The organism is Halomonas sp. 25-S5 (assembly GCF_029889845.1).
In the GTDB taxonomy this organism is placed as follows: Bacteria; Pseudomonadota; Gammaproteobacteria; order Pseudomonadales; family Halomonadaceae; genus Halomonas.
In genome coordinates this window covers 184,665-208,671 of record NZ_JARANV010000003.1, presented here as the reverse complement: position 1 = coordinate 208,671, position 24,007 = coordinate 184,665, and the positions used below count along the sequence as shown (strand labels likewise).

General features: G+C 67.5%; 25 protein-coding genes. 12 read left to right on the top strand and 13 right to left on the bottom strand.

Annotation, left to right across the window (positions count from 1 at the left end; translation table 11 throughout):
- Nucleotides 1-10 precede the first annotated feature (10 nt).
- The 8 genes from nuoH to OP498_RS04190 form a co-directional block, all read right to left on the bottom strand.
- Nucleotides 11-991 carry an NADH-quinone oxidoreductase subunit NuoH gene (nuoH, locus tag OP498_RS04225; RefSeq protein WP_280552689.1) on the bottom strand — a complete coding sequence of 327 codons (981 nt, stop codon included), beginning with the start codon at nucleotides 989-991 and terminating at the stop codon, nucleotides 11-13.
- A complete protein-coding gene (gene nuoG, locus OP498_RS04220) occupies nucleotides 988-3,738 on the bottom strand; it encodes an NADH-quinone oxidoreductase subunit NuoG (RefSeq protein WP_280552687.1) in 2,751 nt (916 codons plus the stop codon). Before nuoG ends, nuoH begins: the two co-directional genes overlap by 4 nt.
- A 33-nt stretch (nucleotides 3,739-3,771) precedes the next feature.
- Entirely contained in the window at nucleotides 3,772-5,130 is a 1,359-nt protein-coding gene (gene nuoF, locus OP498_RS04215) for an NADH-quinone oxidoreductase subunit NuoF (RefSeq protein ID WP_280552684.1), read from the bottom strand.
- Complete coding sequence (gene nuoE, locus OP498_RS04210) at nucleotides 5,127-5,636, bottom strand: NADH-quinone oxidoreductase subunit NuoE (protein ID WP_280552682.1); 510 nt, start codon at nucleotides 5,634-5,636, stop codon at nucleotides 5,127-5,129. Before nuoE ends, nuoF begins: the two co-directional genes overlap by 4 nt.
- A gap of 3 nt (nucleotides 5,637-5,639) precedes the next feature.
- Nucleotides 5,640-7,415: an NADH-quinone oxidoreductase subunit C/D gene (gene nuoC / locus OP498_RS04205; RefSeq protein WP_280552678.1), complete on the bottom strand. Its 1,776-nt coding sequence runs from the start codon at nucleotides 7,413-7,415 to the stop codon at nucleotides 5,640-5,642.
- A gap of 31 nt (nucleotides 7,416-7,446) precedes the next feature.
- Nucleotides 7,447-8,127: an NADH-quinone oxidoreductase subunit B gene (locus tag OP498_RS04200; RefSeq protein ID WP_280547092.1), complete on the bottom strand. Its 681-nt coding sequence runs from the start codon at nucleotides 8,125-8,127 to the stop codon at nucleotides 7,447-7,449.
- 74 nt (nucleotides 8,128-8,201) lie between these two features.
- On the bottom strand, nucleotides 8,202-8,597 hold the full coding sequence (gene ndhC, locus OP498_RS04195; RefSeq protein WP_280547093.1) for an NADH-quinone oxidoreductase subunit A: 396 nt from the start codon (nucleotides 8,595-8,597) through the stop codon (nucleotides 8,202-8,204).
- Between the two features lie 186 nt (nucleotides 8,598-8,783).
- Nucleotides 8,784-9,212, bottom strand: coding sequence for a YqaA family protein (locus OP498_RS04190; protein WP_280552676.1), 429 nt, complete (start codon nucleotides 9,210-9,212; stop codon nucleotides 8,784-8,786).
- A gap of 63 nt (nucleotides 9,213-9,275) precedes the next feature.
- Here OP498_RS04190 and thiD point away from each other — a divergent pair, with 63 nt between their 5' ends.
- From thiD to dtd, 3 genes are all read left to right on the top strand, one after another.
- Nucleotides 9,276-10,088 carry a bifunctional hydroxymethylpyrimidine kinase/phosphomethylpyrimidine kinase gene (thiD, locus tag OP498_RS04185; RefSeq protein WP_280552725.1) on the top strand — a complete coding sequence of 271 codons (813 nt, stop codon included), beginning with the start codon at nucleotides 9,276-9,278 and terminating at the stop codon, nucleotides 10,086-10,088.
- A gap of 83 nt (nucleotides 10,089-10,171) precedes the next feature.
- The gene (locus OP498_RS04180; protein ID WP_280547095.1) at nucleotides 10,172-11,017 is read left to right on the top strand and encodes a universal stress protein; all 846 of its coding nucleotides are present in this window, start codon (nucleotides 10,172-10,174) and stop codon (nucleotides 11,015-11,017) included.
- A gap of 67 nt (nucleotides 11,018-11,084) precedes the next feature.
- Entirely contained in the window at nucleotides 11,085-11,522 is a 438-nt protein-coding gene (gene dtd, locus OP498_RS04175; protein WP_280552674.1) for a D-aminoacyl-tRNA deacylase, read from the top strand.
- A 136-nt stretch (nucleotides 11,523-11,658) separates the two neighbouring features.
- Here the strand turns inward: dtd and OP498_RS04170 are convergent, their stop codons facing one another.
- Nucleotides 11,659-13,602, bottom strand: coding sequence for an ATP-binding cassette domain-containing protein (locus OP498_RS04170; RefSeq protein WP_280547097.1), 1,944 nt, complete (start codon nucleotides 13,600-13,602; stop codon nucleotides 11,659-11,661).
- 56 nt (nucleotides 13,603-13,658) lie between these two features.
- Here OP498_RS04170 and OP498_RS04165 point away from each other — a divergent pair, with 56 nt between their 5' ends.
- The 7 genes from OP498_RS04165 (at nucleotide 13,659) to OP498_RS04135 (ending at nucleotide 19,767) form a co-directional block, all read left to right on the top strand.
- Nucleotides 13,659-14,186 (top strand): TIGR02444 family protein, encoded by a 528-nt coding sequence (locus OP498_RS04165; protein WP_280547098.1) that lies wholly within the window; start codon nucleotides 13,659-13,661, stop codon nucleotides 14,184-14,186.
- A 93-nt stretch (nucleotides 14,187-14,279) separates the two neighbouring features.
- Nucleotides 14,280-15,302, top strand: coding sequence for a TRAP transporter substrate-binding protein DctP (gene dctP, locus OP498_RS04160; protein WP_280547099.1), 1,023 nt, complete (start codon nucleotides 14,280-14,282; stop codon nucleotides 15,300-15,302).
- A 213-nt stretch (nucleotides 15,303-15,515) separates the two neighbouring features.
- Nucleotides 15,516-16,094 (top strand): TRAP transporter small permease, encoded by a 579-nt coding sequence (locus OP498_RS04155; RefSeq protein ID WP_280547100.1) that lies wholly within the window; start codon nucleotides 15,516-15,518, stop codon nucleotides 16,092-16,094.
- Nucleotides 16,095-16,124: 30 nt separating this feature from the next.
- Nucleotides 16,125-17,408, top strand: a complete 1,284-nt coding sequence (locus OP498_RS04150; RefSeq protein ID WP_280547102.1) for a TRAP transporter large permease — start codon at nucleotides 16,125-16,127, stop codon at nucleotides 17,406-17,408.
- 18 nt (nucleotides 17,409-17,426) lie between these two features.
- On the top strand, nucleotides 17,427-17,870 hold the full coding sequence (locus OP498_RS04145; RefSeq protein ID WP_280552672.1) for a universal stress protein: 444 nt from the start codon (nucleotides 17,427-17,429) through the stop codon (nucleotides 17,868-17,870).
- A 147-nt stretch (nucleotides 17,871-18,017) separates the two neighbouring features.
- Entirely contained in the window at nucleotides 18,018-18,707 is a 690-nt protein-coding gene (locus OP498_RS04140) for an FKBP-type peptidyl-prolyl cis-trans isomerase (protein WP_280552670.1), read from the top strand.
- Between the two features lie 10 nt (nucleotides 18,708-18,717).
- On the top strand, nucleotides 18,718-19,767 hold the full coding sequence (locus OP498_RS04135; RefSeq protein ID WP_280552668.1) for a PHB depolymerase family esterase: 1,050 nt from the start codon (nucleotides 18,718-18,720) through the stop codon (nucleotides 19,765-19,767).
- A gap of 24 nt (nucleotides 19,768-19,791) precedes the next feature.
- Here OP498_RS04135 and OP498_RS04130 read toward each other — a convergent pair whose 3' ends face one another.
- Both OP498_RS04130 and OP498_RS04125 read right to left on the bottom strand, forming a co-directional pair.
- Nucleotides 19,792-20,388 carry an SCO family protein gene (locus tag OP498_RS04130; RefSeq protein WP_280547106.1) on the bottom strand — a complete coding sequence of 199 codons (597 nt, stop codon included), beginning with the start codon at nucleotides 20,386-20,388 and terminating at the stop codon, nucleotides 19,792-19,794.
- A gap of 2 nt (nucleotides 20,389-20,390) precedes the next feature.
- Nucleotides 20,391-20,900, bottom strand: coding sequence for a hypothetical protein (locus tag OP498_RS04125; protein WP_280552667.1), 510 nt, complete (start codon nucleotides 20,898-20,900; stop codon nucleotides 20,391-20,393).
- 111 nt (nucleotides 20,901-21,011) lie between these two features.
- On the opposite strand from OP498_RS04125, the gene OP498_RS04120 reads away from it, so the two are divergent.
- The gene (locus OP498_RS04120) at nucleotides 21,012-21,926 is read left to right on the top strand and encodes an AEC family transporter (protein WP_280547108.1); all 915 of its coding nucleotides are present in this window, start codon (nucleotides 21,012-21,014) and stop codon (nucleotides 21,924-21,926) included.
- Nucleotides 21,927-22,124: 198 nt separating this feature from the next.
- Here OP498_RS04120 and trmB read toward each other — a convergent pair whose 3' ends face one another.
- Nucleotides 22,125-22,865 (bottom strand): tRNA (guanosine(46)-N7)-methyltransferase TrmB, encoded by a 741-nt coding sequence (trmB, locus tag OP498_RS04115; protein ID WP_280552665.1) that lies wholly within the window; start codon nucleotides 22,863-22,865, stop codon nucleotides 22,125-22,127.
- A 340-nt stretch (nucleotides 22,866-23,205) separates the two neighbouring features.
- Here trmB and OP498_RS04110 point away from each other — a divergent pair, with 340 nt between their 5' ends.
- Nucleotides 23,206-23,589 (top strand): DUF423 domain-containing protein, encoded by a 384-nt coding sequence (locus tag OP498_RS04110; RefSeq protein WP_280547121.1) that lies wholly within the window; start codon nucleotides 23,206-23,208, stop codon nucleotides 23,587-23,589.
- Here OP498_RS04110 and OP498_RS04105 read toward each other — a convergent pair.
- A complete protein-coding gene (locus OP498_RS04105; RefSeq protein WP_280547123.1) occupies nucleotides 23,586-23,999 on the bottom strand; it encodes a PaaI family thioesterase in 414 nt (137 codons plus the stop codon). The two genes, OP498_RS04110 and OP498_RS04105, sit on opposite strands and share 4 nt — an antisense overlap.
- Nucleotides 24,000-24,007 lie beyond the last annotated feature (8 nt).

Here is a 24,007-nt window from a genome sequence, read left to right as displayed (position 1 = left end):
CGCTCCTCGGTTACAGCGGGTCGGTGAGCAGGATCAGCGCCCCGGTCACCAGCAGATTGATCAGGGTCAGCGGCAGGCAGAACTTCCAGCCGAAGCTCATCACTCGGTCATAGCGCGGCCTGGGCAACGAGGCGCGCAGCAGGATAAACAGCACCAGCAAGGCCCCCGTCTTCAGCGCGAACCACACGATCGGCGGCAGCCAGGGGCCATGCCAGCCGCCGAAGAACAGCGTGACGATCAACGCCGAGATCAGCGCCATGCCCACGTACTCGCCGATGAAGAACATGCCGAACTTCATGCTCGAGTACTCGATGTGGTAGCCGTCGGCCAGCTCCTGCTCGGCTTCGGGCTGGTCGAAGGGATGGCGGTGGGTCACCGCGATGCCGGCGATCAGGAAGGTAGCGAAGCCGAAGAACTGCGGGACGACGAACCACAGGCCCTGCTGGGCGTTGACGATCTCGCGCATGTTGAAGGTGCCCGCCATCGCCACCACACCCATCAGCGAAAGGCCCATGAACACCTCGTAGGAGAGCGTCTGCGCCGAGGCGCGCATGGCGCCGAGCAGGGCATACTTGTTGCCGCTCGACCATCCGCCGAATAGCACCGCGTAGACGTTGATGCCGGCCATGGCGAGGAAGAACAACAGCCCGATATTGAAGTCCGCCACCCCCCAGCCGGGGGTGATGGGAATGATCATGAACGACAGCAGCAACGAGGCCATGGCGATCGCCGGCGCCAGCACGAATAGCGCTCGGTCGGCGAATGGCGGGATCCAGTCCTCCTTGAAGAAGATCTTGATCATGTCGGCGACCAGCTGCAGCGAGCCGAACGGGCCCACCCGATTTGGCCCGTAGCGATCCTGCCAGAGCCCCAGCAGGCGACGCTCGACTATCGTCAGCACCGCGCCCAGCAGCACCACGCCCAGCAGGATCACTCCCGCCTGCAGCATGGCCAACAAGGTGGCGATGAGTGACGCTGACAGCCAGCTCATGAGTGCCCCCCTTCATCGCCGCCCCCGCCACGAGACACGGCCAGGCGTACCCACTCCCCGGCGACCAGCACTGGCGCGAGACCGGCCGGCAAGCCGACCACCCCGCCGGGCAGGGTCGCCTCGCGACGCACCGCGAGCGTCAGCGACCCGGCCTGGCCGGTTATCTCGAGCCGGTCGCCGTCATCCACGCCCAGCCGCGTGGCATCATCGGCAGCCACTGCGAGGGTGGCCGGCGCCGCCCGGGCGACGATCGGCGCGGCCCGCGAGGAGGTCTCGTCGCCGCCGAACAGCCGCGCCAGGATCACCAGCTGCCACTCGCCGTCGCGGCCACGAAAGCCCTCGGGAATCGAGGTCGCGTAGGCATGAGCGCCGGGGCTCGGGGCGATCAGGCGCACTCCCGGATCGCCGGCGCGCAGGTGGCCGCCGACCTCATCGGTGAACTTGTTCCAGGCCTGGGGCGAGTTCCATCCCGGCGCCCAGGCGAAGGCCACCTCCTCGCGGGGACGGCCGATGCCGTTGTAGCCTTCCATCGAGAAGGTAAAGGGTGAATCCGGGTCCTGGGGAACCCGCGGCTCGCTGACATCGAGATGGGCGCGCATGGCGGTTCGCCCGCTGTAACGGTGCGGCTCGCGCGCCAGCTTGAGGCCGTGCACCCGGTAGTCGGCGTCCGGCGCGGCATCGACGATGGCGCCCAGCGCAGGATTGGCACGGGCACAGTCGCGGGTCACGGCATCGAGTGCGATGTCGGCCACCGGGTGACGCCGGATGTCGCCACGCAACACATGCAGCCAGCGCCAGCTCTCGTGGATGCGCGTCGCGGGGCGCAGGTAGGTGGGATCGAAGACCTGGAAGAAACGTTGGGCCCGGCCCTCGAGGCTGACCAGTGTGCCGTCGGCCTCGGCGAAGCTGGCCGCGGGCAGGCCCAGATGGGCCTGTGCCCAGGTGGCGGTGCGCTGATGGTCGAGTACCACCACCGTTTCGGCGGTGGCGAGGGCTACGTCGATGAGCGTCGCGGGCAGGCGTTGGTAGAGGTCATTCTCGAGGATCACCACGGCATCGGCCCGCCGGCTGGCGAGCTCGTCGAGCGCCCATTCCAGCGGCTTGCCGCCGATCATCGTTAGCCCCGTGCTGTTGGCCTCGCGACGCACCAGCAAGACCCCCCCTCGGCGGGCACGGCGCGCCAGGGCCCGGGCCACGTTGCCGGCAGCCTGGAGGATGGCCTCGCAGCCCAGTGAGCCGCCGCTGATCACCAGCGGGCGCTCGGCGGCCATCAACTGCGCAGCGATGTCGCGGGCCGCCTCGCGGGTGGCGGGGTCGAGGCCGGCGACGGCCGGCGCCTTGTCGTCGATCTCGTGGGCTACCGCAAACCCCAGCCGGGCGATGTCGTCCGGGGCCAGCGTGAAGCGCGCCGCGGTGACGTCGTCGAGCTCCGTGGCAATCGGATAGGCGATGAACACCGGATGGTAGCGATCCTGCCCCAGGGTGCGTACCGCGGCATCATTCCAGGCGGGGATATCGCGCTCGGCGGCCAGCGTCTCGCGTCGTGCCTGGGCGGCCTGGCGCACTGCCAGGCCGACGCGGGCGGCGCTTTCGATCAGATCCTCGCCGAGAATCAGCAGCGCGTCGTGGTGCTCGACCTCGCGAAGCGTCGGCGTGGGCAGCCCACAGCGCTGGTTGAGCGAGTGCATCTCGTCCAGGCAACGCTGTTCGGCGGCGGCGATGCCGGTGGAGAAAGCCTCCTCGCCGACCAGCTCACGCAGTTGATGGTTGCTTTCCAGGCTGGCACGGGGGGAGCCGATACCGATCACCCGACGGGCGCTTCTCAGTCGATCGGCGCCGTGATCCAGGGCGGCATCAACCTCCAGGGTCACCCAGGCATCATCGCGATCGCTACGCCATTCGGGCTGGCGCGGGCGGTCGTCACGGTTGACGTAGCCATAGCCGAAGCGCCCGCGGTCGCAGAGGAAGAAGCGGTTGACCTCGCCGTGGTAGCGATTCTCGATGCGCCGGATATCGCCATAGCGTTCACCGGGGCTGATGTTGCAGCCCACCGCACACTGGTGGCAGATGCTCGGTGCGAACTGCAGGTCCCACTTGCGGGTGTATTGCTCGGAGTGGGTCTGGTCGGTAAACACCCCGGTGGGGCAGACCTCGCTGAGGTTGCCGGAGAAGGGGCTTTCCAGCGTGCCTTCCTGATGACGACCGAAATAGAGATTGTTGTTCATGCCGAAGACGCCCAGATCGGTGCCGCCGGCATAATCCCGGTAGAAGCGCACGCAGCGATAGCAGTTGATGCAGCGGTTCATCTCGTGGGCGATGAACGGCCCCAGGTACTGGTTGCGGTGGGTACGCTTGCGGAAGCGATAGCGCCGACGGTCGTGGCCGGTCATCACCGTCATGTCCTGCAGGTGGCAGTGGCCGCCCTCCTCGCACACCGGGCAGTCGTGGGGATGATAGGTCATCAGCCACTCGATGACGCTGGCACGGAATTCGCGCGCCTGCTCGTCATCGATCGAGATCCGGGTACCATCGGCCGCGGGGGTCATGCACGACATCACCAGCTTGCCTTGGGTGTCGTCCTCGTCCTTGAACTGCTTGACCGCGCATTGCCGGCAGGCACCGACACTGCCCATCGCCGGATGCCAGCAAAAATAGGGCACGTCGAGGCCCTGCGACAGGCAGGCATCCAGCAGGTTGTCGGACCCTTCCACGTCGTAGCGCTGCCCGTCCACGTGAATCGTCGCCATGGCGCTACCTCGCCTCCTGGTTGATGGTCCGCTTCATGCCTCGCCCACCGGAATCGGCTCGGCATGGGCCACCCCCGCCGGATGCGTCACGCCGCGCTCGAACTCGTCGCGGAAGTACTTGAGCGCCGACTGCAGCGGCATCGCCGCGCCGGGCGCATGGGCGCAGAAGGTCTTGCCCGGCCCCAGGTCGTCGGCCAGCTTGTCGAGCATCTCGATGTCGCCGCGCTCACCCTCGCCGCGCTCCAGCGCCTGGAGCAGCTTGACGATCCACGGTAGCCCATCGCGACACGGTGTACACCAGCCACACGACTCGCGGGCGAAGAACTGCTCGAGGTTGCGCATCAGCGACAGCACGCTCTGGTCCTCGTTGACCACCGTCATAAGCCCGGTGCCCAGGCGGCTGCCCAGCTTGCCGATGGTGTCGAAGTCGAGCGCCTCGTCGAGGTGCTCGGGCAACAGGAAGCCGGTGCTGCCGCCGCCGGGCAGCCAGGTCTTGAGCGCCCGGCCGTCGCGCATGCCGCCGGCCCGCTCGAGCAGCTCGCTCGCCGGGGTGCCGATCGGCAGCTCCCACAGGCCGGGCTTGTTGACCTTGCCGGAAACGCCGTAGAGCTTGGTGCCGCCGTCGTCGCTCAAGTCGCCGGAGAGATCCTGGTACCACTGGGCGCCGTGGTGCATCACGCCCGGCGCGTTGCACAGGGTCTCGACGTTGTTGACCACGGTGGGCTTGCCCCAGGCACCGGACTGACCGGGGAACGGCGGTTTGTCCCGGGGGTTGGCGCGCTTGCCCTCCAGCGAGTTGATCAGCGCGGTCTCCTCGCCGCAGATGTAGCGTCCGGCGCCGGTGTGCAGGGCGATATCGAAGTCGAAACCGCTGCCGGCGATATCGGGGCCCAGCCAGCCGGCGGCGCGCGCCTCGTCGAGCGCCTGCTGCACGGCGCGCGCCGCCTCGAGGTACTCGCCACGCAGGAAGATGTAACCGAAGCACGAATCATTGGCGTAGCCGGCGAGGATCATTCCCTCGATCAGCAGATGCGGCTGTTGCTCGAGCAGCAAGCGATCCTTGAAGGTGCCGGGCTCCATCTCGTCGGCGTTGCAGACCAGGTAACCACGCGGGATGTCCGGCCCCTTCATGGTCAGGCTCCACTTGAGGCCCGCCGAGAAGCCGGCACCGCCACGCCCGCGCACGTTGGCCTCTTTCATGGTCTTGATCACGTCGTCGGCGGTGCGGTGATTGAGCACCTCGCGGACCGCGGCATAGCCGTCCTTCTCGACATAGTCGTCGAGCCCCAGCATGGCGCCATCCTCGCGCAGCCGCCAGGTCAGCGGGTGGGTTTCGGCGCGGCGTTCGGCGGCACCCTGGCGCAGCTGGCAATGATAGCGGCTTGCGCTCATGCATAACCCTCCAGCAGGTCGGCCACATCCCCCGGGTCGACGGGGCCGTAGGTATGATCGTCGATCATCAGCGCCGGGCCGCGATCGCAGGCGCCCAGGCAGCACACCGGCAGCAGCGTGAAGCGGCCATCGGCGGTGGTCTGGCCGAAGCCGATGCCGAGCCGCTCGGACAACGTGTCGCGCAGTTCCTCATAGTCATTGAGAAAGCACGAGCTGCTGTCGCAGACCAGAATCACGTGCCGCCCCACCGGCTGGCGGAAGATCAGGCTGTAGAAGGTTGCCACGCCCTCGACATCGGCGGGCCCCACCCCCAGCACCTCGGCGATCGCCGGGATCGCCGCGTCGGGCACCCAGCCGTGACGATGCTGGACGATCTTCAACGCCTCGATGCAGGCCGCCTGGGGCTGCTCGTAGTGATCGCGCTCGTGCGCGATGGCGCGCCGGTCTTCGGCCTCGAGAATGAAGCCCTCAGCGTCGCTGGCGATCCGTCGTGCGCTCTCGGTCATGGGTCAGCGGTCCACGTCAGCCATCACGAAATCGATACTGCCCAGGTGGGCGATCAGGTCGGGCACGAAGCCGCCGCGCATCACCGCCGGAATCTGCTGCAGGTGCGGGAAGCTCGGCGTGCGGATACGGGTTCGGTAGCTCATGGTGTTGCCGTCGCTGGTCAGGTAGTAGCTGTTGATGCCCTTGGTCGCCTCGATCATCGCCAGCGACTCGCCCGGCTCGAGCACCGGCCCCCACGACACCTGCAGGAAGTGGGTGATCAGCGTCTCGATATGCTGGAGCATCCGCTCGCGCGGCGGCGGCGTGGTCAACGGGTGGTCGGCCTTATAGTCGCCTGCCGGCATGTGATCGACGCACTGCTGGATGATCTTGAGGCTCTGGCGCATCTCCTCGATGCGCAGCTGGCCGCGGTCGAAGGCATCGCCGTGGCGGCCCAGCGGCACCTCGAAGTCGAAATTCTCGTAACCGCCATAGGGGCGCTGCTTGCGCAGATCGAAGTTGCACCCGGTGGCGCGCAGGTTGGGGCCTGTGACACCCCACTTTAGCGCCTCGTCAGTGTTGAACGCGGCAATGTGTTGGGTGCGCTCCTTGACGATGGCGTTGTCCATCATCGCCCGTTCGTATTCCCGAAGCCGGCGCGGCATCCAGTCGAGGAACCCCTGCACCAGCCGGTCCCAGCCTTTGGGCAGATCCTGCATGACTCCGCCGATTCGGTACCAGGCCGGGTGCATGCGAAAGCCGGTAATACCCTCGATGACTTCATAGGCCTTCTGGCGATCGGTGAAGGTAAAGAACACCGGCGTCATGGCACCCAGATCCTGGAGATAGGTGCCCAGGAACAGCAGGTGGCTGGAGATGCGGAACATCTCGGCCATCATTACGCGAATGGTTTCGACCCTCGCGGGCACGTCAATACCGGCCAGCTTCTCCACCGCCAGGATGTAAGGGAGGTTGTTCATCACCCCGCCGGTGTAGTCGACCCGGTCGGTGTAGGGGATGTAGCTATGCCAGGACTGGCGCTCGCCCATCTTCTCGGCGCCGCGGTGGTGATAGCCGATATCCGGGACGCAGTCGATGATCTCCTCGCCGTCGAGCTGCAGTACGAGGCGGAAGGCGCCGTGTGCCGAGGGGTGATTGGGGCCGAGGTTGAGGAACATGAACTCGGCGCCCTCCCGCTCGCGCCGCATCCCCCACTCCTCGGGCTTGAACTGCAGCGCCCGCTGCTCGACATCCTGGCCCTCCACGGTGAGGGTGTAAGGGTCGAACTCGGTGGCCCTGGCGCCGTGATCCTTGCGCAGCGGATGCCCTTGCCAGGTCGGTGGCATGAGGATCCGCGTGAGGTGCGGGTGGCCGACGAAGTCGATGCCGAACATGTCCCACACCTCACGCTCGTACCAGTTGGCGTTGGGATAGAGCGAAACCACGCTGGGCAGTGCCAGGTCGCCCTCCTGCAGGGCTACCTTGAGCATCACGTCGCGGTTTCGTGACACCGACAGCACGTGGTAGAAGACCGTGAAATCGGCCGCGGGCAGGTCGCGACGATGGGTGCGCAGCCGCTCGTCGATCGCCGAGAGATCATAGAGCATCTCGAACGGTTCAGGCATGTCGCGCAGGAAGCGCAGCATGTCGCCGAGGGACTCACGGGCGATCCACACCACCGGCAGCCCGGTGAGAGTCGGCTGCTCGACAAGGGCATGATCACCGAAGCGCTGCCTGAGCGCACCGACGAGTGGATCGTCGGTGGCTGAAGGGGCGGTGGTCGGGATAGCGTCGCTCATGGACGTCGGCAAGCTCCTGCAAAAAACGAACTCAGAGGCGGTCGGGACTGCGCAGTTCGGTGGCCTGGATGCGCCGGTCGCGATGCCTCTCGCGTTGCGAGGGCATCTCGGCACGGTACACGCCCTGGTCGCCGACTACCCACGACAGCGGCCGACGCTCCTCCTGAATCGAATCCTGCAGCAGTTGCAGTCCCTGCAGGAAGGCCTCCGGACGCGGCGGACAGCCCGGCACATAGACATCCACCGGCAGGAACTTGTCGACCCCCTGAACCACCGAGTAGATGTCGTACATGCCGCCGGAGTTGGCGCAGGAACCCATCGAGATCACCCACTTGGGCTCGAGCATCTGGTCGTAGAGCTGCTGGATCACGGGGGCCATCTTGATGAAACAGGTCCCGGCGATGACCATGAAATCGGCCTGGCGCGGCGAGGCGCGGATCACCTCGGCGCCGAAGCGGGCGATGTCGTGCGGCGCGGTGAAGGCGGTGGTCATCTCCACATAACAGCAGGACAGGCCGAAGTTGTAGGGCCACAGGGAGTTCTTGCGTCCCCAGTTGACCGCCGAGTTGAGTACCTCTTCCAGCTTGCCGGTGAACACGCTGCGATGCACCTGCTGCCTCAGTGGGTCGTCCTCGACCCGCTGGGTGCGGCCGAGCGGATAGCGGGCATCGGCGGACACCGCCTCCTCGGCACGCGTCAAGGTATAGGGCATGCGACTCCTCCAGCGACATTCGGCAGATGATAATGTGACGGCTACCCGGGGCGATACCAGCCTCTGGCACGGCGTCAGCCTTGCCCGTCACGTGGCCTGCTCCCGGGAGGCGCCCAGTCGAGGGCACCGACGCGGCTATCGTAGACCAGCCCGGCCAGCAGGATAACGATGAACACGGCCGCCCCGGCAAAGCCCGCCCAGCTCACCTCACGGACGGATACGGCCCAGGCGAACAGGAAAACGGCTTCGAGATCGAAGATCACGAACAGCATGGCGACCAGATAGAACTTGACGGAAAAGCGTTGACGCGCGTTGCCAGCGCCGATCACCCCGGACTCGAAGGGGAGAGACTTGCTGCGCCCTGTACTGCGCCCGCCAAGCAAGGCGGAGAGGCCGATCATCAGCACACACAGCACGAGTACCGCCAGGATGAAGAATCCCGTCGCCCAGTAGTCGGAAACCACTGCCATGCTGTCGTGCTCCACGAATGACCTCTCGAATCGCGTATCCCTAGGCTGGCGGTCAAACGCCGACCTCGTTCCCTCATCGCTGCGGACCGGAGACAGCCGCTCAGGATTGCAGGCTAATAACTAGCCTAGAGGATTATCGGCCTTTTGCCGAAACCCGGCCAGCGATGCGTCTCAACGCATCGGCACTCAACACCAGGGAGCCAGCCAGGCCTTCGCGAGCCACAGCACCACGGCATAGCGCGCCGCCTTGGCCAGGGTGATCAGCAGGATGGCGCGCCACCATGGCAGCCGCAGGATGCCGGCCAGTACGGTGAGCGGGTCGCCGACCAGCGGCGCCCAGGAGGCCAGCAGGCTCCACTCCCCGAAACGCAGGTACCAGCGCTCGGCCCGCTCCAGCCCCCGACGGGACACCGGGAACCAGCGGCGATCCTGGAAGTGTCGCGCGTAGCGCCCCAGCCCCACATTGAACAGGCTGCCCAACGTATTGCCGAGACTGGCCACCGCCCACAGCAGCATGGCCGGCTCGCCGGCGCACCACAGCCGGGCCAGCCACACTTCGGAGCCACCGGGCAGCAGGGTGGCGCTGGCCAGCGCCACCAGGAACAGGGTCAGCATGGCACCGCCCCCCGTCCCTGCAGTAGGCTGTTGGCTCTCTTCGACCGCAATGACGTGACGCTGATGGCCGCCTCCCGCTGCATACCCAACACCCTGACCATCGCCGGCTCCGACCCCAGTGGCGGCGCCGGCATCCAGGCCGACCTCAAGACCCTCTCGGCCCTGGGGACCTATGCTACCAGCGTGATCACCGCCCTGACCGCCCAGAACACCCGCGGCGTCACCGGAGTTCACCCGGTGCCGGCGGACTTCATCGCCGCCCAGCTCGAGACGCTGCTCGATGACATCGACATCGATGCCGTGAAGATCGGGATGGTGGCCAGCCGGGAGGTCGCCGAGGTGATCCGCGAGGCCCTGACTCGGCGGCGGCCGGGCTGGATCGTGCTCGACCCGGTGATGGTGGCCAAGAGCGGCGACATCCTGGTCGACGATGCCGGCATCCGTGCAGTGCGGGATATTCTCGTGCCGCTGGCCGACCTGATCACCCCCAACCTGCCGGAGGCCGCGGTGCTGCTGGGCTGCCCGGTACCCGAGGACCGCGCCGGCATGGAGGCGCTGGCCCCCGGCCTGCGTGCCTTGGGCGCCGGCGCCGTGCTGCTCAAGGGTGGCCACCTGCGTGGCGAGGACTGCCCCGACCTGCTGATCACCACCGACGCGGCCACCTGGATCGAAGGCTTCCGGGTCGACACCACCAACCTGCACGGCACCGGCTGTACCCTCTCCTCGGCGATCACCGCCCGCCTGGCCCTTGGCGACGCTCCCCGCGAGGCGGTGGCCGCCGCCAAGGCCTGGCTCTCGCGGGCCCTCGAGGAGAGCCACCGGCTTGACGTGGGTCAGGGCCACGGTCCGGTGCACCACTTCCACGCTTGGTGGTAACCCGCCAGGCTTGCGCGCTCCCCCCCTGCCGCCCATGCTGAAGGCTGTGCCGTGGGGATCAACCTTCCCGGGAGTGAGCCATCATGAGCCAGACCCTGCTCTTCGCCAGCGACCTTTCCGCCGAGAACCGCGCCGCCTTCGCCCGCGCCATACGCCTGGCGGTGGAGAGCGGTGCCCGACTCGATGTCATCCATGTGCTCGACCCCTACCTGCCGCGACGGGTCCTGCATGACCTGGAAGCGGCCGTGGTGGAGGACATCCGCGCCACCCTCGTCGACATCCGTGAGGACTATGCCCTGCCCGAGCCCCAGTGCCTGATCCAGACCATGGCCGGCGCCCCCTATGCCGAGATCATCCGCGAGGCCCATGAGCGCGAGGCGGACATGATCATCCTCGGCGCCCATCGCAAGCGCGGCCAGCCCGACCTGGTCGCCGGCACCACCCTCGCCCGGGTGCTGCGCAGCGCCCCCTGCCCGGTGCTCTCGGTCAGCCACCTGGCCACCCAGGAGTGGCAGGACATCCTGGTGCCGGTGGACTTCTCGCTGACCTCGCGCCACACCCTGCGCGAGACCCTCAAGCGCTTCCCCGGCGCCCGGCTAACCCTGCTCCATGCCTGGGACATCCCCGGCGAGCGGGAGCTGGGCTCCGACGGCGACTATGCCCGCTGGCGCGACCGCGAGGTGGAACGCCTGCGCACCCAGCTCGAGCGCGAGACCGAGCAGCTGATGAGCGAGCTCGACGACGTGCCGGAGCTCGAGCTGGTGCTGGAGCAGGGCGAGCCCCTCGAGGTCCTGATGACCCGCCTGCGCCGCCAGCCGCCGGACCTGCTCGCCCTGGGCAGCCGCGGTCAGCTGGGCCGCCACAGCCAGATCACCGAGCGCCTGCTCTGCGAGCCCCACTGCGACATCATGCTCTGCCGCGCCTGGTGACCGGACGCCTGAGACCCGCCCAAGGTGCTACCCTCTGTCGCCCCGACTCAACCAGTGGAGGAGAGCCATGCGCGCCCTGATCCAGCGCGTCAAACGTGCCAGCGTGGCGGTCGACGATCGCGAGGTGGGCGCCATCGGCCCGGGGCTGCTGGCCCTGGTGGGCGTCGAGAAGGGCGACGACCAGGCGGCAGCCGACCGGCTGCTGCACAGGCTACTGCACTATCGGGTGTTCCCCGACGCGGCGGGCAAGATGAACCGCAATCTGCAGCAGGCCGAAGGCGGCCTGCTGCTGGTCTCCCAGTTCACCCTGGCCGCCGACACCCGCAAGGGGCTGAGACCCAGCTTCTCCAGCGCTGCACCGCCCGCCGAGGGCGAGCGCCTCTTCCACTACCTGCTCAGGCGCGCCCGAGACGCCTGGCCGCAGGTCGCCAGCGGCGAGTTCGCCGCCAACATGCAGGTCTCGCTGATCAACGATGGACCGGTGACGTTCCTGCTCGAAAGCTGAAAGCTGGAAGCTGGAAGCTGGAAGCTGGAAGCTGGAAGCTGGAAGGCAGCGCGCGCCCACAGGTGTCTCATTCAAGGGGGGCTTCCAGCTCCCGGCGAAGCCGGACCAGGTTATCTTTCAGCTTCAAGCTTATGGCTCATAGCTCCGCGCGCAGCGCGGCGGCCTCCAACGCCTCCTCAGCCTCCAGCCAGGCCTGTTCCAGGTCTTCCAGACGCGACTTGAGCTCGCCCTGGCGACCGAGGCGCTCGGTGAGCTCGTCCTTGCGCGCCGGGTCGGTATAGAGCTCGGCGTCGCCGAGCGTCTCCTCCACCGCGGCGAGTTCCTTCTGGACCTTCTCCATGGCCTGCTCGGCGCGGTCGCGCGTCTTCTTCAGGGGCCGCAGCTTCTCACGCAGTTCGGCGGCGGCGCGACGGGCCGTCTTGCGATCCTCCCTGGGAGCCTCCCCCTCGGCCTGGCGGTCGGCCTTGTCGGCCCGGGCCTCGCGGCGCTCGCCCTCCAAGCGCGCCTTGAGCCAGGCCCGATAGTCCTCCAGGTCGCCATCAAAGGGCTCGACGCGATGGTCGGCCACCCGCCAGAACTCGTCCACGGTGGCGCGCAACAGGTGCCGGTCGTGGGAGACGATGATCACCGTCCCCGCGAAGCTCGCCAGCGCTTCGGTGAGCGCCTCGCGCATCTCCAGGTCCAGGTGGTTGGTGGGCTCATCCAGCAGCAGCAGGTTGGGCTTCTGCCAGGCGACCAGCGCCAGGGCCAGGCGCGCCTTCTCGCCGCCGGAGAAGCGCCCCACCTCGGCGAAGGCGTCGTCGCCGTGGAAACCGAAGCCGCCCAGGAACTTGCGAATGTCCAGGTCGGCGGCGGTAGGCGAGAGACGCTGCACGTGCATGAAGGGCGTGGCGGCCAGGTCCAGCCCCTCCAGCTGGTGCTGGGCGAAGTAGCCGATCGCCAGGTGCTCGCCGGCTACCCGCCGGCCGGAGAGTAACGGCAGATCGCCAGTCAGCGACTTGATCAGGGTCGACTTGCCGGCCCCGTTGGGGCCCAGCAGGCCGATGCGCTGGCCGGGCAGCAGGCTCAGCTTGACGCCCTCGAGCTGCACCGCCTCCTGGCCGGCCTCGTTACGGTAGCCCAGGCGCGCCTCGTCGAGCACCAGCAGCGGGTGGGACACCTTGTCGGACGCCGGAATGGTGAAGTGGAAGGGCGAGTCGGCATGGGCCACGGCGATATCCCCCATGCGCTCGAGGGTCTTGAGCCGGCTCTGGGCGGCGCGCGCCTTGGTCGCCTGGTAGCGGAAGCGGGCCACGAAGCGCTCGATCTCCTCGCGGCGCGCCTGCTGCTTGGCGGCCTCGGCCTGCTGCAGGGCCAGCTTCTCGGCGCGGGTGCGCTCGAAGGTGGAGTAGTTGCCACGATAGAGCACCAGGCTGCGGTGATCGAAGTGCACGATGTGATCGCACACCGCATCGAGGAAGTCGCGGTCGTGGGAGATCAGCAGCAGGGTGCCGGGGTAGCGGGTGAGCCACTGCTCGAGCCACAGCAGGGCATCCAGGTCGAGGTGGTTGGTGGGTTCGTCCAGCAGCAGCAGGTCGGAGGGCTTGAACAGCGTGCGCGCCAGGTTGACGCGCATCCGCCAGCCACCGGAGAACGCGGCCAGCGGCCGCTCCAGGTCGGCCTGGACGAAGCCCAGCCCCACCAGCAGCTGAGCCGCCCGGGCCGGGGCGCTGTAGCCATCCAATGCCTCGATGGCGCCATGCAGTTCCGCCTCGCGATGGGCGGCGTCCTGCTCGCGGGCGGCCTCGAGGGCCGCCTCGGTGTGGCGCAGCTCGCGGTCGCCGTCCAGCACGTAGTCGATGATGGAGCGCTCCAGCGCCGCCACCTCCTGGTCCATGTGGGCGATGCGCTGGCCACCGCTCATCTCCATCTCCCCCTGGTCCGGGGAGAGCTCGCCGAGCAGCAGCTTGAACAGGCTCGACTTGCCCGCCCCGTTGGGCCCGACGATGCCCGCCTTGTGGCCAGCATGCAGGGTCAGGTCGGCTCCCTCGAGCAGGGTCTGGGTGCCGCGTTGCAGGGAAACTTGGCGCAGTGCGATCATGCAGGCTCCACTCGGCAGTCCGTGAGGCTGCCGCCCACCGGGACGACAGCCGTGTCATGACCCACGATTCTACCCAATTGCCGTCCGCTCTGCGGGCCCGACTGCTCGACGCCCCCCTATGGGAGTTTGCCCTCGCCCTCTACGGGCGCGACGGCGTCGAGGCGGCCTGCCTGGTGCTCCAGGACGAGGCCGGGGTCGATGTCTGCGAGCTGCTCTGGCACTGCTGGCTCTATCAGCACGGGCTGGCGTGCGACGCGTGCCCCGACCCGGTCCGCCGCTGGCAGCGCCGTGTCACGATCCCCCTTCGCCGGCTGCGCCGGGAGCTGAAGCCGGAGGCCCAGGAGAGCGAGTCCGTGGCCGCGCTGCGCCGGACGCTCCAGCAAGCCGAGCTCCAGGCGGAGCGCGAGGCCCTCTCGCGCCTGGAGCGGCTGGCGTTCGAGAGCGACCGGCTATCTGCCCTGCCGAGCCCCTCTCCCCGCCTGGCGGAACGCCTCGCCACGCGTCTGCAAGTGCAGAAAAAACCTCATCTTAGTGCCCTGCAAACCCTAGAAAGCCAGCTTGACCCCTCTTGGCGGCCACGCTAGCCTGAAATCAGCCGAGTGAATGTCATGTTCACCTGACACCTGCTGATGGCCGCATCCTCCATCACGGGACAAACCTGCAGAGGGATCACAAGAATGAAGTCACACAAGCTGTTGACGGGCGCCGGTATCGGCGCACTGATGTTCGGCATGTCCACCGCTGCTTTCGCCGACAACTGGCGCTACGCCCACGAGGAATACGAGGGTGACGTCCAGGACGTCTTCGCGGTCGCCTTCAAGGACTACATCGAGGCCAACTCCGACCACTCGCTGCAGATCTACCGTTTCGGCGAGCTCGGCGAGTCCGACGACATCATGGAGCAGACCCAGAACGGCATCCTGCAGTTCGTCAACCAGTCGCCCGGCTTCACCGGCTCGCTGATTCCCGAGGCGCAGATCTTCTTCATTCCCTATCTGATGCCCACCGACATGGACCAGGTGCTCGAGTTCTTCGACGAGAGCAAGGCCATCAACGAGGTGTTTCCGGAGCTCTATGCCGAGCAAGGCCTGGAGCTACTTCAGATGTATCCGGAAGGCGAGATGGTGGTCACCGCCGACGAGCCGATCACCTCGCCCAAGGACTTCAATAACAAGAAGATCCGCACCATGACCAACCCGCTGCTGGCGGAGACCTACAACGCCTTCGGTGCGACGCCCACGCCGCTGCCCTGGGGCGAGGTCTATGGCGGCCTGCAGACCGGCATCATCGACGGCCAGGAGAACCCGATCTTCTGGATCGAGTCCGGCGGCCTCTACGAGGTCTCCCCGCACCTGACCTTCACCAGCCATGGCTGGTTCACCACCGCGATGATGGCCAACCAGGACTTCTTCGAAGGCCTCTCCGACGAGGACCAGGCGCTGGTGCGTAAGGCATCCGAAGCGGCCTACGATCATACCATCGATCACATCCAGGGCCTGGCCGAAGAATCGCTCGACAAGATCATGGAAGCCTGCGACGAGTGCACCGTGACACGGCTCAACGATGAGCAGATCCAGGCCTTCAAGGAGCGCGCGCCCCAGGTCGAAGAAGAATTCATCGACATGACCGGCGAGCGTGGCAAGCAACTGCTCGAGCAGTTCAAGGCCGACCTCGAGGCCGTAACCGAAGACGTGGAGTAATCACCACCGGCTTCGACCTTGAAGGGGGGTGGCCTGCCCGGGCCGCCCCCCTCCTGTTGTTTATGGACATGAGGTTTGTGGACATGAGGTTTCCGAACATGGCAGCGTGCACCCAGCGTTGATGTCGGCGGCCACCGGGCCAGGCATCCACGCGTATGCTGGCCATAAGGGATTCCTGATTTTCCCTCATCGCAGCCGAAGGGGAGTACGGACATGACCGACGACGAGTCCGAAAAGCACTATCGCTCGGGCCTTCCTGGCCCGCTCGGGGTCATCGACACCCTGATAAGCAAGTTGGAGGCGGCGATCCTGGCACTCGGCGTGCTGCTGATGGCCTTCAACACCATCGCCAACGTCATCGCCCGCTTCGTGTTCGGTGACAGCATCTTCTTTTCCGGCGAGATCAACCGCATCCTGATCATCATGATCACCTTCGCCGGCATCGGCTATGCCGCCCGCCACGGTCGCCATATCCGCATGTCGGCGATCTACGATGCCCTGCCGGTCGGCGGCCGCAAGGCGCTGATGATCTTCATCTCTCTGGTCACCTCGCTGGTGATGTTCTTCCTGCTCTACTACTCGATCGTCTACATCCTGGACCTGCAGTCCAAGGGCAGGATCCTGCCGGCGCTGGGCTTCCCGATCTGGATCATCTACATCTGGGCACCCCTGGGCTTTCTGATCACCGGGATCCAGTACCTGCTCACCGCGATCAAGAACCTGACGTCACGGGACGTCTATCTGTCGACTGGCGTGCTCGACGGCTACAAGGACACGGAAACGGAAGTCTGACGGAGGGCAGAACGCCCGGGGGAACGCACGATGACGACAATAATGGTTACCACCATGATCGCCCTGCTGCTGCTGGGCTTTCCCATGATGATCCCGCTGATCACCGCGGCGGTCATCGGTTTCTACATGATGTTCAACGGCCTGGGCCAGATGGACACGCTCATCCAGCAGATGATGGCCGGCATCCGCCCCGCCTCGCTGATTGCGGTGCCGATGTTCATCCTGGCCGCCGATATCATGACGCGTGGGCATTCGGCCGATCGTCTGATCAACATGGTGATGTCCTTCATTGGCCACGTTAAGGGCGGTCTGGCGGTCTCCACCGCGGCCTCCTGTACCTTGTTCGGCGCCGTCTCGGGCTCTACCCAGGCCACGGTGGTGGCCGTCGGGTCGCCACTGCGTCCCAAGATGCTCAAGGCCGGCTACTCGGACTCCTTCACCCTGGCGCTGATCATCAACTCCAGCGATATCGCCTTCCTGATCCCGCCCAGCATCGGCATGATCATCTACGGGGTTATCTCGGGAACCTCCATCGCCGAACTGTTCATCGCCGGCATCGGGCCCGGGCTGTTGATCCTGGTGATGTTCTCGATCTACTGCGTGATCTACGCCACCGTGCGCAAGGTCCCTACCGAGCCGAAATCGAGCTGGGGCGAACGCCTCACCGCGGTCCGCCTGGCCCTGTGGCCGCTGGGCTTCCCGGTGATCATCGTTGGCGGCATCTACGGCGGCATCTTCAGCCCCACCGAGGCAGCGGCCGCCTGTGTGCTTTACGCCATCTTCCTGGAGTTTTTGATCTTCCGCTCGCTGAAGATCAACGACATCTATGCCATCGCCAAGTCCACCGGCCTGATCACCGCCGTGGTGTTCATCCTGGTCGCGGTGGGCAATAGCTTCTCGTGGATCATCTCCTTCGCCCAGATCCCCCAGGAGATCCTGGCGGCAGCGGGCGTCCACGAGGCGGGCCCCACGGGCGTGCTGATCGCCATCTGCGTCGCCTTTTTCGTGGCCTGCATGTTCGTCGATCCCATCGTGGTGATATTGGTGCTGACGCCGATCTTCGCCCCGGCCGTGGCGGCTACCGGGCTCGATCCAGTGCTGGTGGGCATCCTGATCACCCTGCAGGTGGCCATCGGTTCGGCGACGCCACCCTTCGGGTGCGACATCTTCACCGCCATCGCCATCTTCAAGCGCCCCTACCTGGACGTGATCAAGGGCACGCCGCCCTTCGTGCTGATGCTGATCATGGCCGCGGCCCTGCTGATCATGTTCCCGCAGATCGCCCTGTTCCTGCGTGACCTGGCGTTCGCCTGACCCAAGGAGTAAACGACCATGTTCAATCGGATACTGGTCCCGGTGGATGGCTCCAAGGGCGCCCTCAAGGCGCTGGAGAAAGGTGCTGGCCTGCAGCTGCTGACCGGGGCCGAGCTCTACATCCTGTGCGTCTTCAAGCACCACAGCCTGCTCGAGGCCTCGCTCTCCATGGTGAGGCCCGAGCAGCTCGACCTGCCCGATGACGCGCTCAAGGAGTACGCCACCGAGATCGCGGTCCATGCCAAGTCTCATGCCGTGGAGCTCGGGGTGCCGGCCGAGAAGGTACGCTCCTTCGTCAAGGGGGGGCGGCCGTCGCGCATCATCGTGCGCTTTGCCCGCAAGCGCGAGTGTGACTTGATCGTGATCGGCTCCCAGGGCACCAACGGCGACAAGAGCCTGCTGCTGGGCAGCGTCGCCCAGCGGGTGGCCGGCTCCGCCCACTGCCCGACCCTGATCGTCTGACCCTCGCGGGCACCCCTCGCCGGGCCGGTTTCCCCCTGTATGTCATGCGGGTGCGGAACTGGCCCGGCCCTGTTAGAGTCCCATGATTTCCATGCATTCTCGGACATCCACCCAAGGCGCCTGCGCGCCAAAGCACAAGGTTCTTTCATGAAGACACTGCTGACCTCCGCCTCCCTGACAGCCCTGCTGGCCGCCGCCCCCCTGGCACTGGCCGCCGCCCCGGAGACCGACGACGAAAAGCTGGGCTACAGCCTCGGCGTGACCCTGGGCCAGAGCATCCAGCAGGATGTCGAGGACCTGGACGTCGATGCCTTCACCCAGGCCATCCGCGACGTCTTCGACGACGGCGAGCTGGAAATGAGCGACGAGGAGATGGCCAAGGCCCTGACAACGTTCCAGCAGGAGGCCATGGCCGCCCGCGAGGCCGAGACCGAACAGCAGGCCGCGGCCAACCGCGCCGAGGGCGAGGCCTACCTGGCCGAGAACGCCGAACAGGACGGGGTGACGGTCACCGACTCGGGCCTGCAGTATCGCGAGCTGGAATCCGGCGACGGTGCGACCCCCACCGCCGCCGACACCGTGGAGGTCCATTACGAGGGCACCCTGATCGACGGCACCGTCTTCGACAGCTCCTATGATCGCGGCGAGCCGGTGAGCTTCCAGGTCGGCCAGGTCATCGAGGGCTGGCAGGAAGCCCTGCAGCTGATGAGCGTGGGCGACACCTGGGAGGTGGTGATTCCCTCCGAGCTGGCCTACGGCGCCCAGGGACAGGGTCCCATCGGCCCCCACGAGACGCTGATCTTCAAGGTCGAGCTGCTCGACGTAGCCGGTGAATGATCCGGCCCCGATGAACGCCCTCCGCTGCCTGGCCGCCGCCGGTCTCTGTCTGGGGCTGGCCGCCCCGCTGGCCGCCCAGGAGCCGCCGGCACAACTGCCGAGCCTGGGCGTGGACCGGGACGGCGTCAGCGTGCTCGGTGTCTCCTCGGGGGGCTACATGGCCACCCAGCTGGCGGTGGCCTGGCCCGAGCGGTTCGCCGGGCTGGGCGTCGCCGCCGCCGGGCCCTGGGCCTGTGCCCGCGGCTCCCTGGGCCTGGCCCTGGGCCAATGCATGTCGACCCAGCGAGGCATGCCGGACCCGGCGGAGCTCGAGGACCGCTACCGGGGGTACCGCCGGCACGAGCTGGTCGGCGAGCCCGAGGCCTTGGCCGAGCTGCGGGTCTTCGTCTGGCATGGCGCGGAGGACAACACCGTGGCCCCCGCACTGGGCCAAGCCCTGGCCGAGCAATTCCGCGGCTGGCTGGCCTCCCCCGATGGCCAGCTGAGGTTCATGGAGAGCGAGGAGGCCGGCCACGGCTGGCCGCTGGCGGCGAGTGTGGACACGCCCGTGGATGCCCTGGCGGACTGTCGCGGCGGCGGCGGCACCCACCTGCTGGCCTGCGACCTGGATATCGCCGGGGAGATGCTGAGCTGGCTGCACGGTGACCTGGCGCCCCCCGCGCCGGGCGAACCACGGGGTGAGCTCGTGCGCTTCGACCAGTCAAGCTTCGACGCCCGCGGGCTGGGTGACACCGGTTACCTGTTCGTGCCGGCGGGCTGCGAGGACGGCGGCTGCGACCTCAGCGTGGCGCTGCATGGCTGTGCCATGGATGTCGAGCAGATCGACGAGGCCTTCGTTCGCCACAGTGGCCTCAACGAGTGGGCCGCCACCAATCGACGGGTGGTGCTCTACCCCCAGGCGGAAACCAGCCTGCCCAATCCCCAGGGCTGCTGGGACTGGTGGGGCTTTTCCGAGAGCACCTGGCAACTCGACCCCCTGCATGACAGCCGCCGGGGCTCCCAGACGGGGGCGTTGATGGCCATGATCGAGCGCCTGCAGCAGGCACCCGACGAGAAATAAGCCAGCCGTTCCCGTGCCGAGGCGTCAGCCCTCGGCCAGCGCCTGTTCCAGGGCGGCCTGCAGCGGGCCCGAGGTGGGGGAATGCAGCACCCGGCGGCGAATCTCGCCGTCGCGGTCGACCAGGAACAGCGAGGCGCTGTGATCGATGGTGTAGGCCATGGCGGAGTCCGGGGTCGCCACCCTGCGCCAGACCACCCCGTAGCGTTCGGCCAGTGCCTCGAGCGCGTCCTGGCTGCCGGTGGCGCCGATGAACCCCTCCCCGAAGAAGGCCAGGTACTCCTCCAGCCGCGTCAGGGTATCCCGCTCGGGGTCCAGCGAGATCATCAGCGGGACCACCCGGCGCCGCTGCTCGGGGTCGAGACGCCCCATCACCTGACGCACCACGGCGAGGCTCATCGGGCAGACATCCGGGCACCAGGTGTAGCCGAAGAAGATCACCGCCAGCTGATCATCATCGAGCTGGCTCAGCGAGAACTCGCCCGCGGTCGACGGCAGCTCGATCGGCCCTCCCTGGGGCTCGCCCTTCGCCGGGTCCCTCAGCTGCTGCTGGTAGAAGGCGAGGCCGACCGCGACCACCATCAGTATCGCGCCCAGTCCCAGCCAGATGCCTCGCCGCTGCATGATCACCGCCTCGCCACGTCGAAGTCGAACCAGCTTCCCAGACGGCCTTGTGGCGTGTCCACCACCACCTTCGCGCGCCAGGGCATGACCGCCTCGGTACAGATCGTCACCTGCCCCTCCCCACGGAAGACGCCGCCTCCCACGGCCTCGAGGGGGAAGCGGTGCAACCCCATGTCCATGTCGCGGCCGACGAAGTCGACGCGGGCGGACTCGGCCGGGATGCCGGTCAGGCGCACCTCCAGCGGCAGACGCTCCAGGGCCCGGATGGGGCCGTCCGACGCGATCGCCAGGCGCAGCGTGATGCCCTGCCCCAGGCGCGCCGTGCAGGGGCCCGCATGGAGGTCGCAGCGGACCTCCGCCGGCGGATGCCAGTGCACGCCGACCTCATCGCGCAGGCTGTAGCGGGTCAAGTACCAGAGCGCCACGGCGAGGGTCAGCAGGGTGACGGTGATCAGCAGGGGCAGCAGCGGGGGGCGAGCCGCACCGCTCGACGACGGGATACGCGGGGGCATGGCGAAGCGCGGGGCCTCCATCGGTGGCAGGATAGAGGTAAGCTTATCAGCATTTGCCTGCGGCGAAGTGCGCAAGGATGTCGCAGGGGAGACCATCAGGAGGGAACTGTCATGGACGACGTGGGCAACGCACTGGGGCCGCTGTTCCTGCTGATCCTGCTGGGCGCCGGGCTCGGCTGGTGGCGCCAGCCGGGCGGCGACTTCTGGCCGCGCATGGAACGGCTGATCTACTTCCTGCTGTTTCCCGCCATGCTGGTCTCGACCCTGGCCACCGCGGACGTCGCCCAGGTGCCGGTGGCCCGGCTGGCCCTCGCCCTGCTCGGTGCCATGGGCCTGTTCGGCCTGCTGCTATGGGGGCTGCGAGGCCGGCTGCGACTCGCTGCGCCCGCCTTCACCTCGGCCTTCCAGGGCGCGCTGCGCTTCAACACCTATGTCGGGGTGGCCGGGGCCGCCGCCCTGCACGGCAGTGCCGGGGCCACGGTGGCCGCGGTCGCGGTGGCGCTGATGGTGCCAGTGGTCAACGTGCTCTGCGTGGCCAGTTTCATCGCAACCGGCACTCTGGGCTCGGCGAGCCTGGGCAGGAGCCTCGCCGCACTGACGCGCAACCCGCTGATCCTGGCCTGCCTGACCGGCATCGCCCTCAACCTCAGCGGCATCGGCCTGCCCGGCTGGAGCCAGCCCGGCATGGAGCTGCTGGGCCGTGCCGCCCTGCCGCTGGGCCTGGTGGCGGTGGGCGTGGCGCTGCGTCCCGCCGCGCTACTGAGACGCGATCGCGGGGTCTGGACCGCCAACCTGGTCAAGCTGGGGCTGATGCCGGCCCTGGTGCTCATTCTGGCCCTGCTGCTGGGCCTGGATCCAGTGACCCGCGATGTGGCCCTGCTGTTCGCCGCCCTGCCCACCGCCACTTCGGCGTATATCCTGGCCCGCCAGCTGGGCGGAGACGCCGAGCTGATGGCGGCCCTGATCACCGGCCAGACGCTGCTGGCCATGCTGACCCTGCCGCTGTGGCTGCGCCTTGCCGGTTGACGATACATCGCTAACGAAAAGCGTTCGCATTTGTATTGACAGCTCAAACGAGAATGATTATTCTTGAACCGTGGCGTTGATGAGGCGCCACGCCAGGCAGGAACCCGCCAGTCTCCTGCCCTGGTTTCTCCCTCTCATTGCTAGTCACGGTCTTTTTTGCCGCCTCTTCCGGGGCGGCCTTTCTTTTGCTAAGGCGGATCAGTCGACCCGCGTGAAGATCAGGTCCCAGACGCCGTGCCCCAGCTTCTCGCCGCGCGCCTCGAACTTGGTCAACGGGCGAAACTCGGGGCGCGGCACATAGGGGGCCGTATCGGGGCCGGCGGTGTTGGCGAAGCCGGGCGCGGCGTCCATCACCTCGACCATCCACTCGGCATAGGCCTCCCAGTCGGTGGCCATGTGCAGGGTGCCACCGGGCTTGAGGCGGGTGCGCACCAGTTCGACGAAGGCCGGCTGGATGATGCGGCGCTTGTGATGCCTCTTCTTCGGCCAGGGATCAGGAAAGAATAGTTGCAAGGTATCGAGGCTCGCCTCGGGCAGGCACTGCTCGAGTACCGCCAAGGCATCCTCGCGGTAGACCCGCAGGTTGGTCAGGCCCCGCTTGTCGGCTTCGTCGAGCAGCTTGCCCACCCCCGGGGCATGCACCTCGATGCCGATGAAGTCGGTATCGGCGTACCGCTCGGCCTGCTCGATCAGCGAGGCCCCCATGCCGAAGCCCACCTCCAGCACCCGAGGCGCGCGGCGTCCGAACAGCGCATCGAGGTCCTGGCGGCCATCGGCGAGGGTCAGTCCCAGGTGCGGCCAGACCTCCTCGAGTCCCCGGGTCTGGGCCTGGGTCATGCGGCCGGCGCGCAGCACATAGCTCTTGATGCCGCGGCGATGCAGCGGGGCATCCGGGCCCTCGGGGGCGGTGGTCTTGTCGTCGTGTCGCGGGTCGGTCATGGCTCGGGGACACTCGTTGCCAGCGGTGAATCGGGGCAATATTGTAGCGGCTTCCGCTTCGCCGGGGTACGGTAGGCGACCAAGAACGTCCCGAACGCTCGAGGCTGACCCAGCGACAGGACTGCGAGGGGGCGCTGTGAACCCCTCCATGGGCGCTACCGATGCCCTGCGGCGCTCTCGCGTCCCGCTCCGCTTGCAGGGCCGGTGCTGGCCATCCATGGCCAGCCCGTTCGGAGGGATCCTCCTCACCCCTGGCATAGGACCCCCTCTTCGGCCTATCCCCGTCGCCTCTCGAGAACCCGGGCAACCACAACGGTCATTCAAGACAAGGAGGGTCAGAATGCAGGATAGGGGATGGTGGCTGGGTGCGGCGCTCTCCGGCGCCCTGGTGGTGATGGCCGGTGCCTTCGGCGCCCATGCGCTGGAGGGCCAGCTGGCCCCGCGGCTGGCGGCTGCCTTCGAGACCGGGGTGCGCTACCAGGCGTGGCATACCCTGGCGCTGCTGGCGGTGCTGGCCTGGCGCGCCACCACACCGCTCGCCGGCCAGCGGCTCTCCCTGGGTCTTTGGGCGGCGGGAATGGCGCTCTTCTCGGGCTCGCTCTACGCCATGGCGCTGACGGGCCTGCGCGGTCTGGGCTTGGTCACCCCGCTGGGCGGGGTGCTGATGATCGGCGGCTGGCTGACCCTGGCGGTGACGGTGCTGCGCGCAAGGTCACGCGGTTAGTCGCCGTCGGGCAGGGCGTAGGTCGCCGTGACCAGGGCCATCGGCCGCTCGTCGCCGGCCGAGAAGAGCTGCACCTCCCCCACCACCAGGCGGCGTCCCAGCTTGAGGATGCGGGCGTTGGCGATGACATCGCGATCGCCCCGCGGCCGGCGCAGGAAGCGGCAATGCAGGTCGCTGGTCACGGCCATGGGCTCGGGGCCGATCTGGGCCAGTATCGCCACGTAGAGACAGACGTCGGCCAGCCCCATCAGGGTGGGGCCGGAGACACTGGCCCCGGGGCGCAGGTGCTCGTCTTCGATGGCCAGGCTCATGGTCGCGCGCATCTCGTCGACGCCCTCGATGGTCCCGGTCCGCTGGGGAAAGACCTCGTCGAGAAAGTCCTCGATGGCGGCGGCGGTCATCACGGTCATCGGCAGGC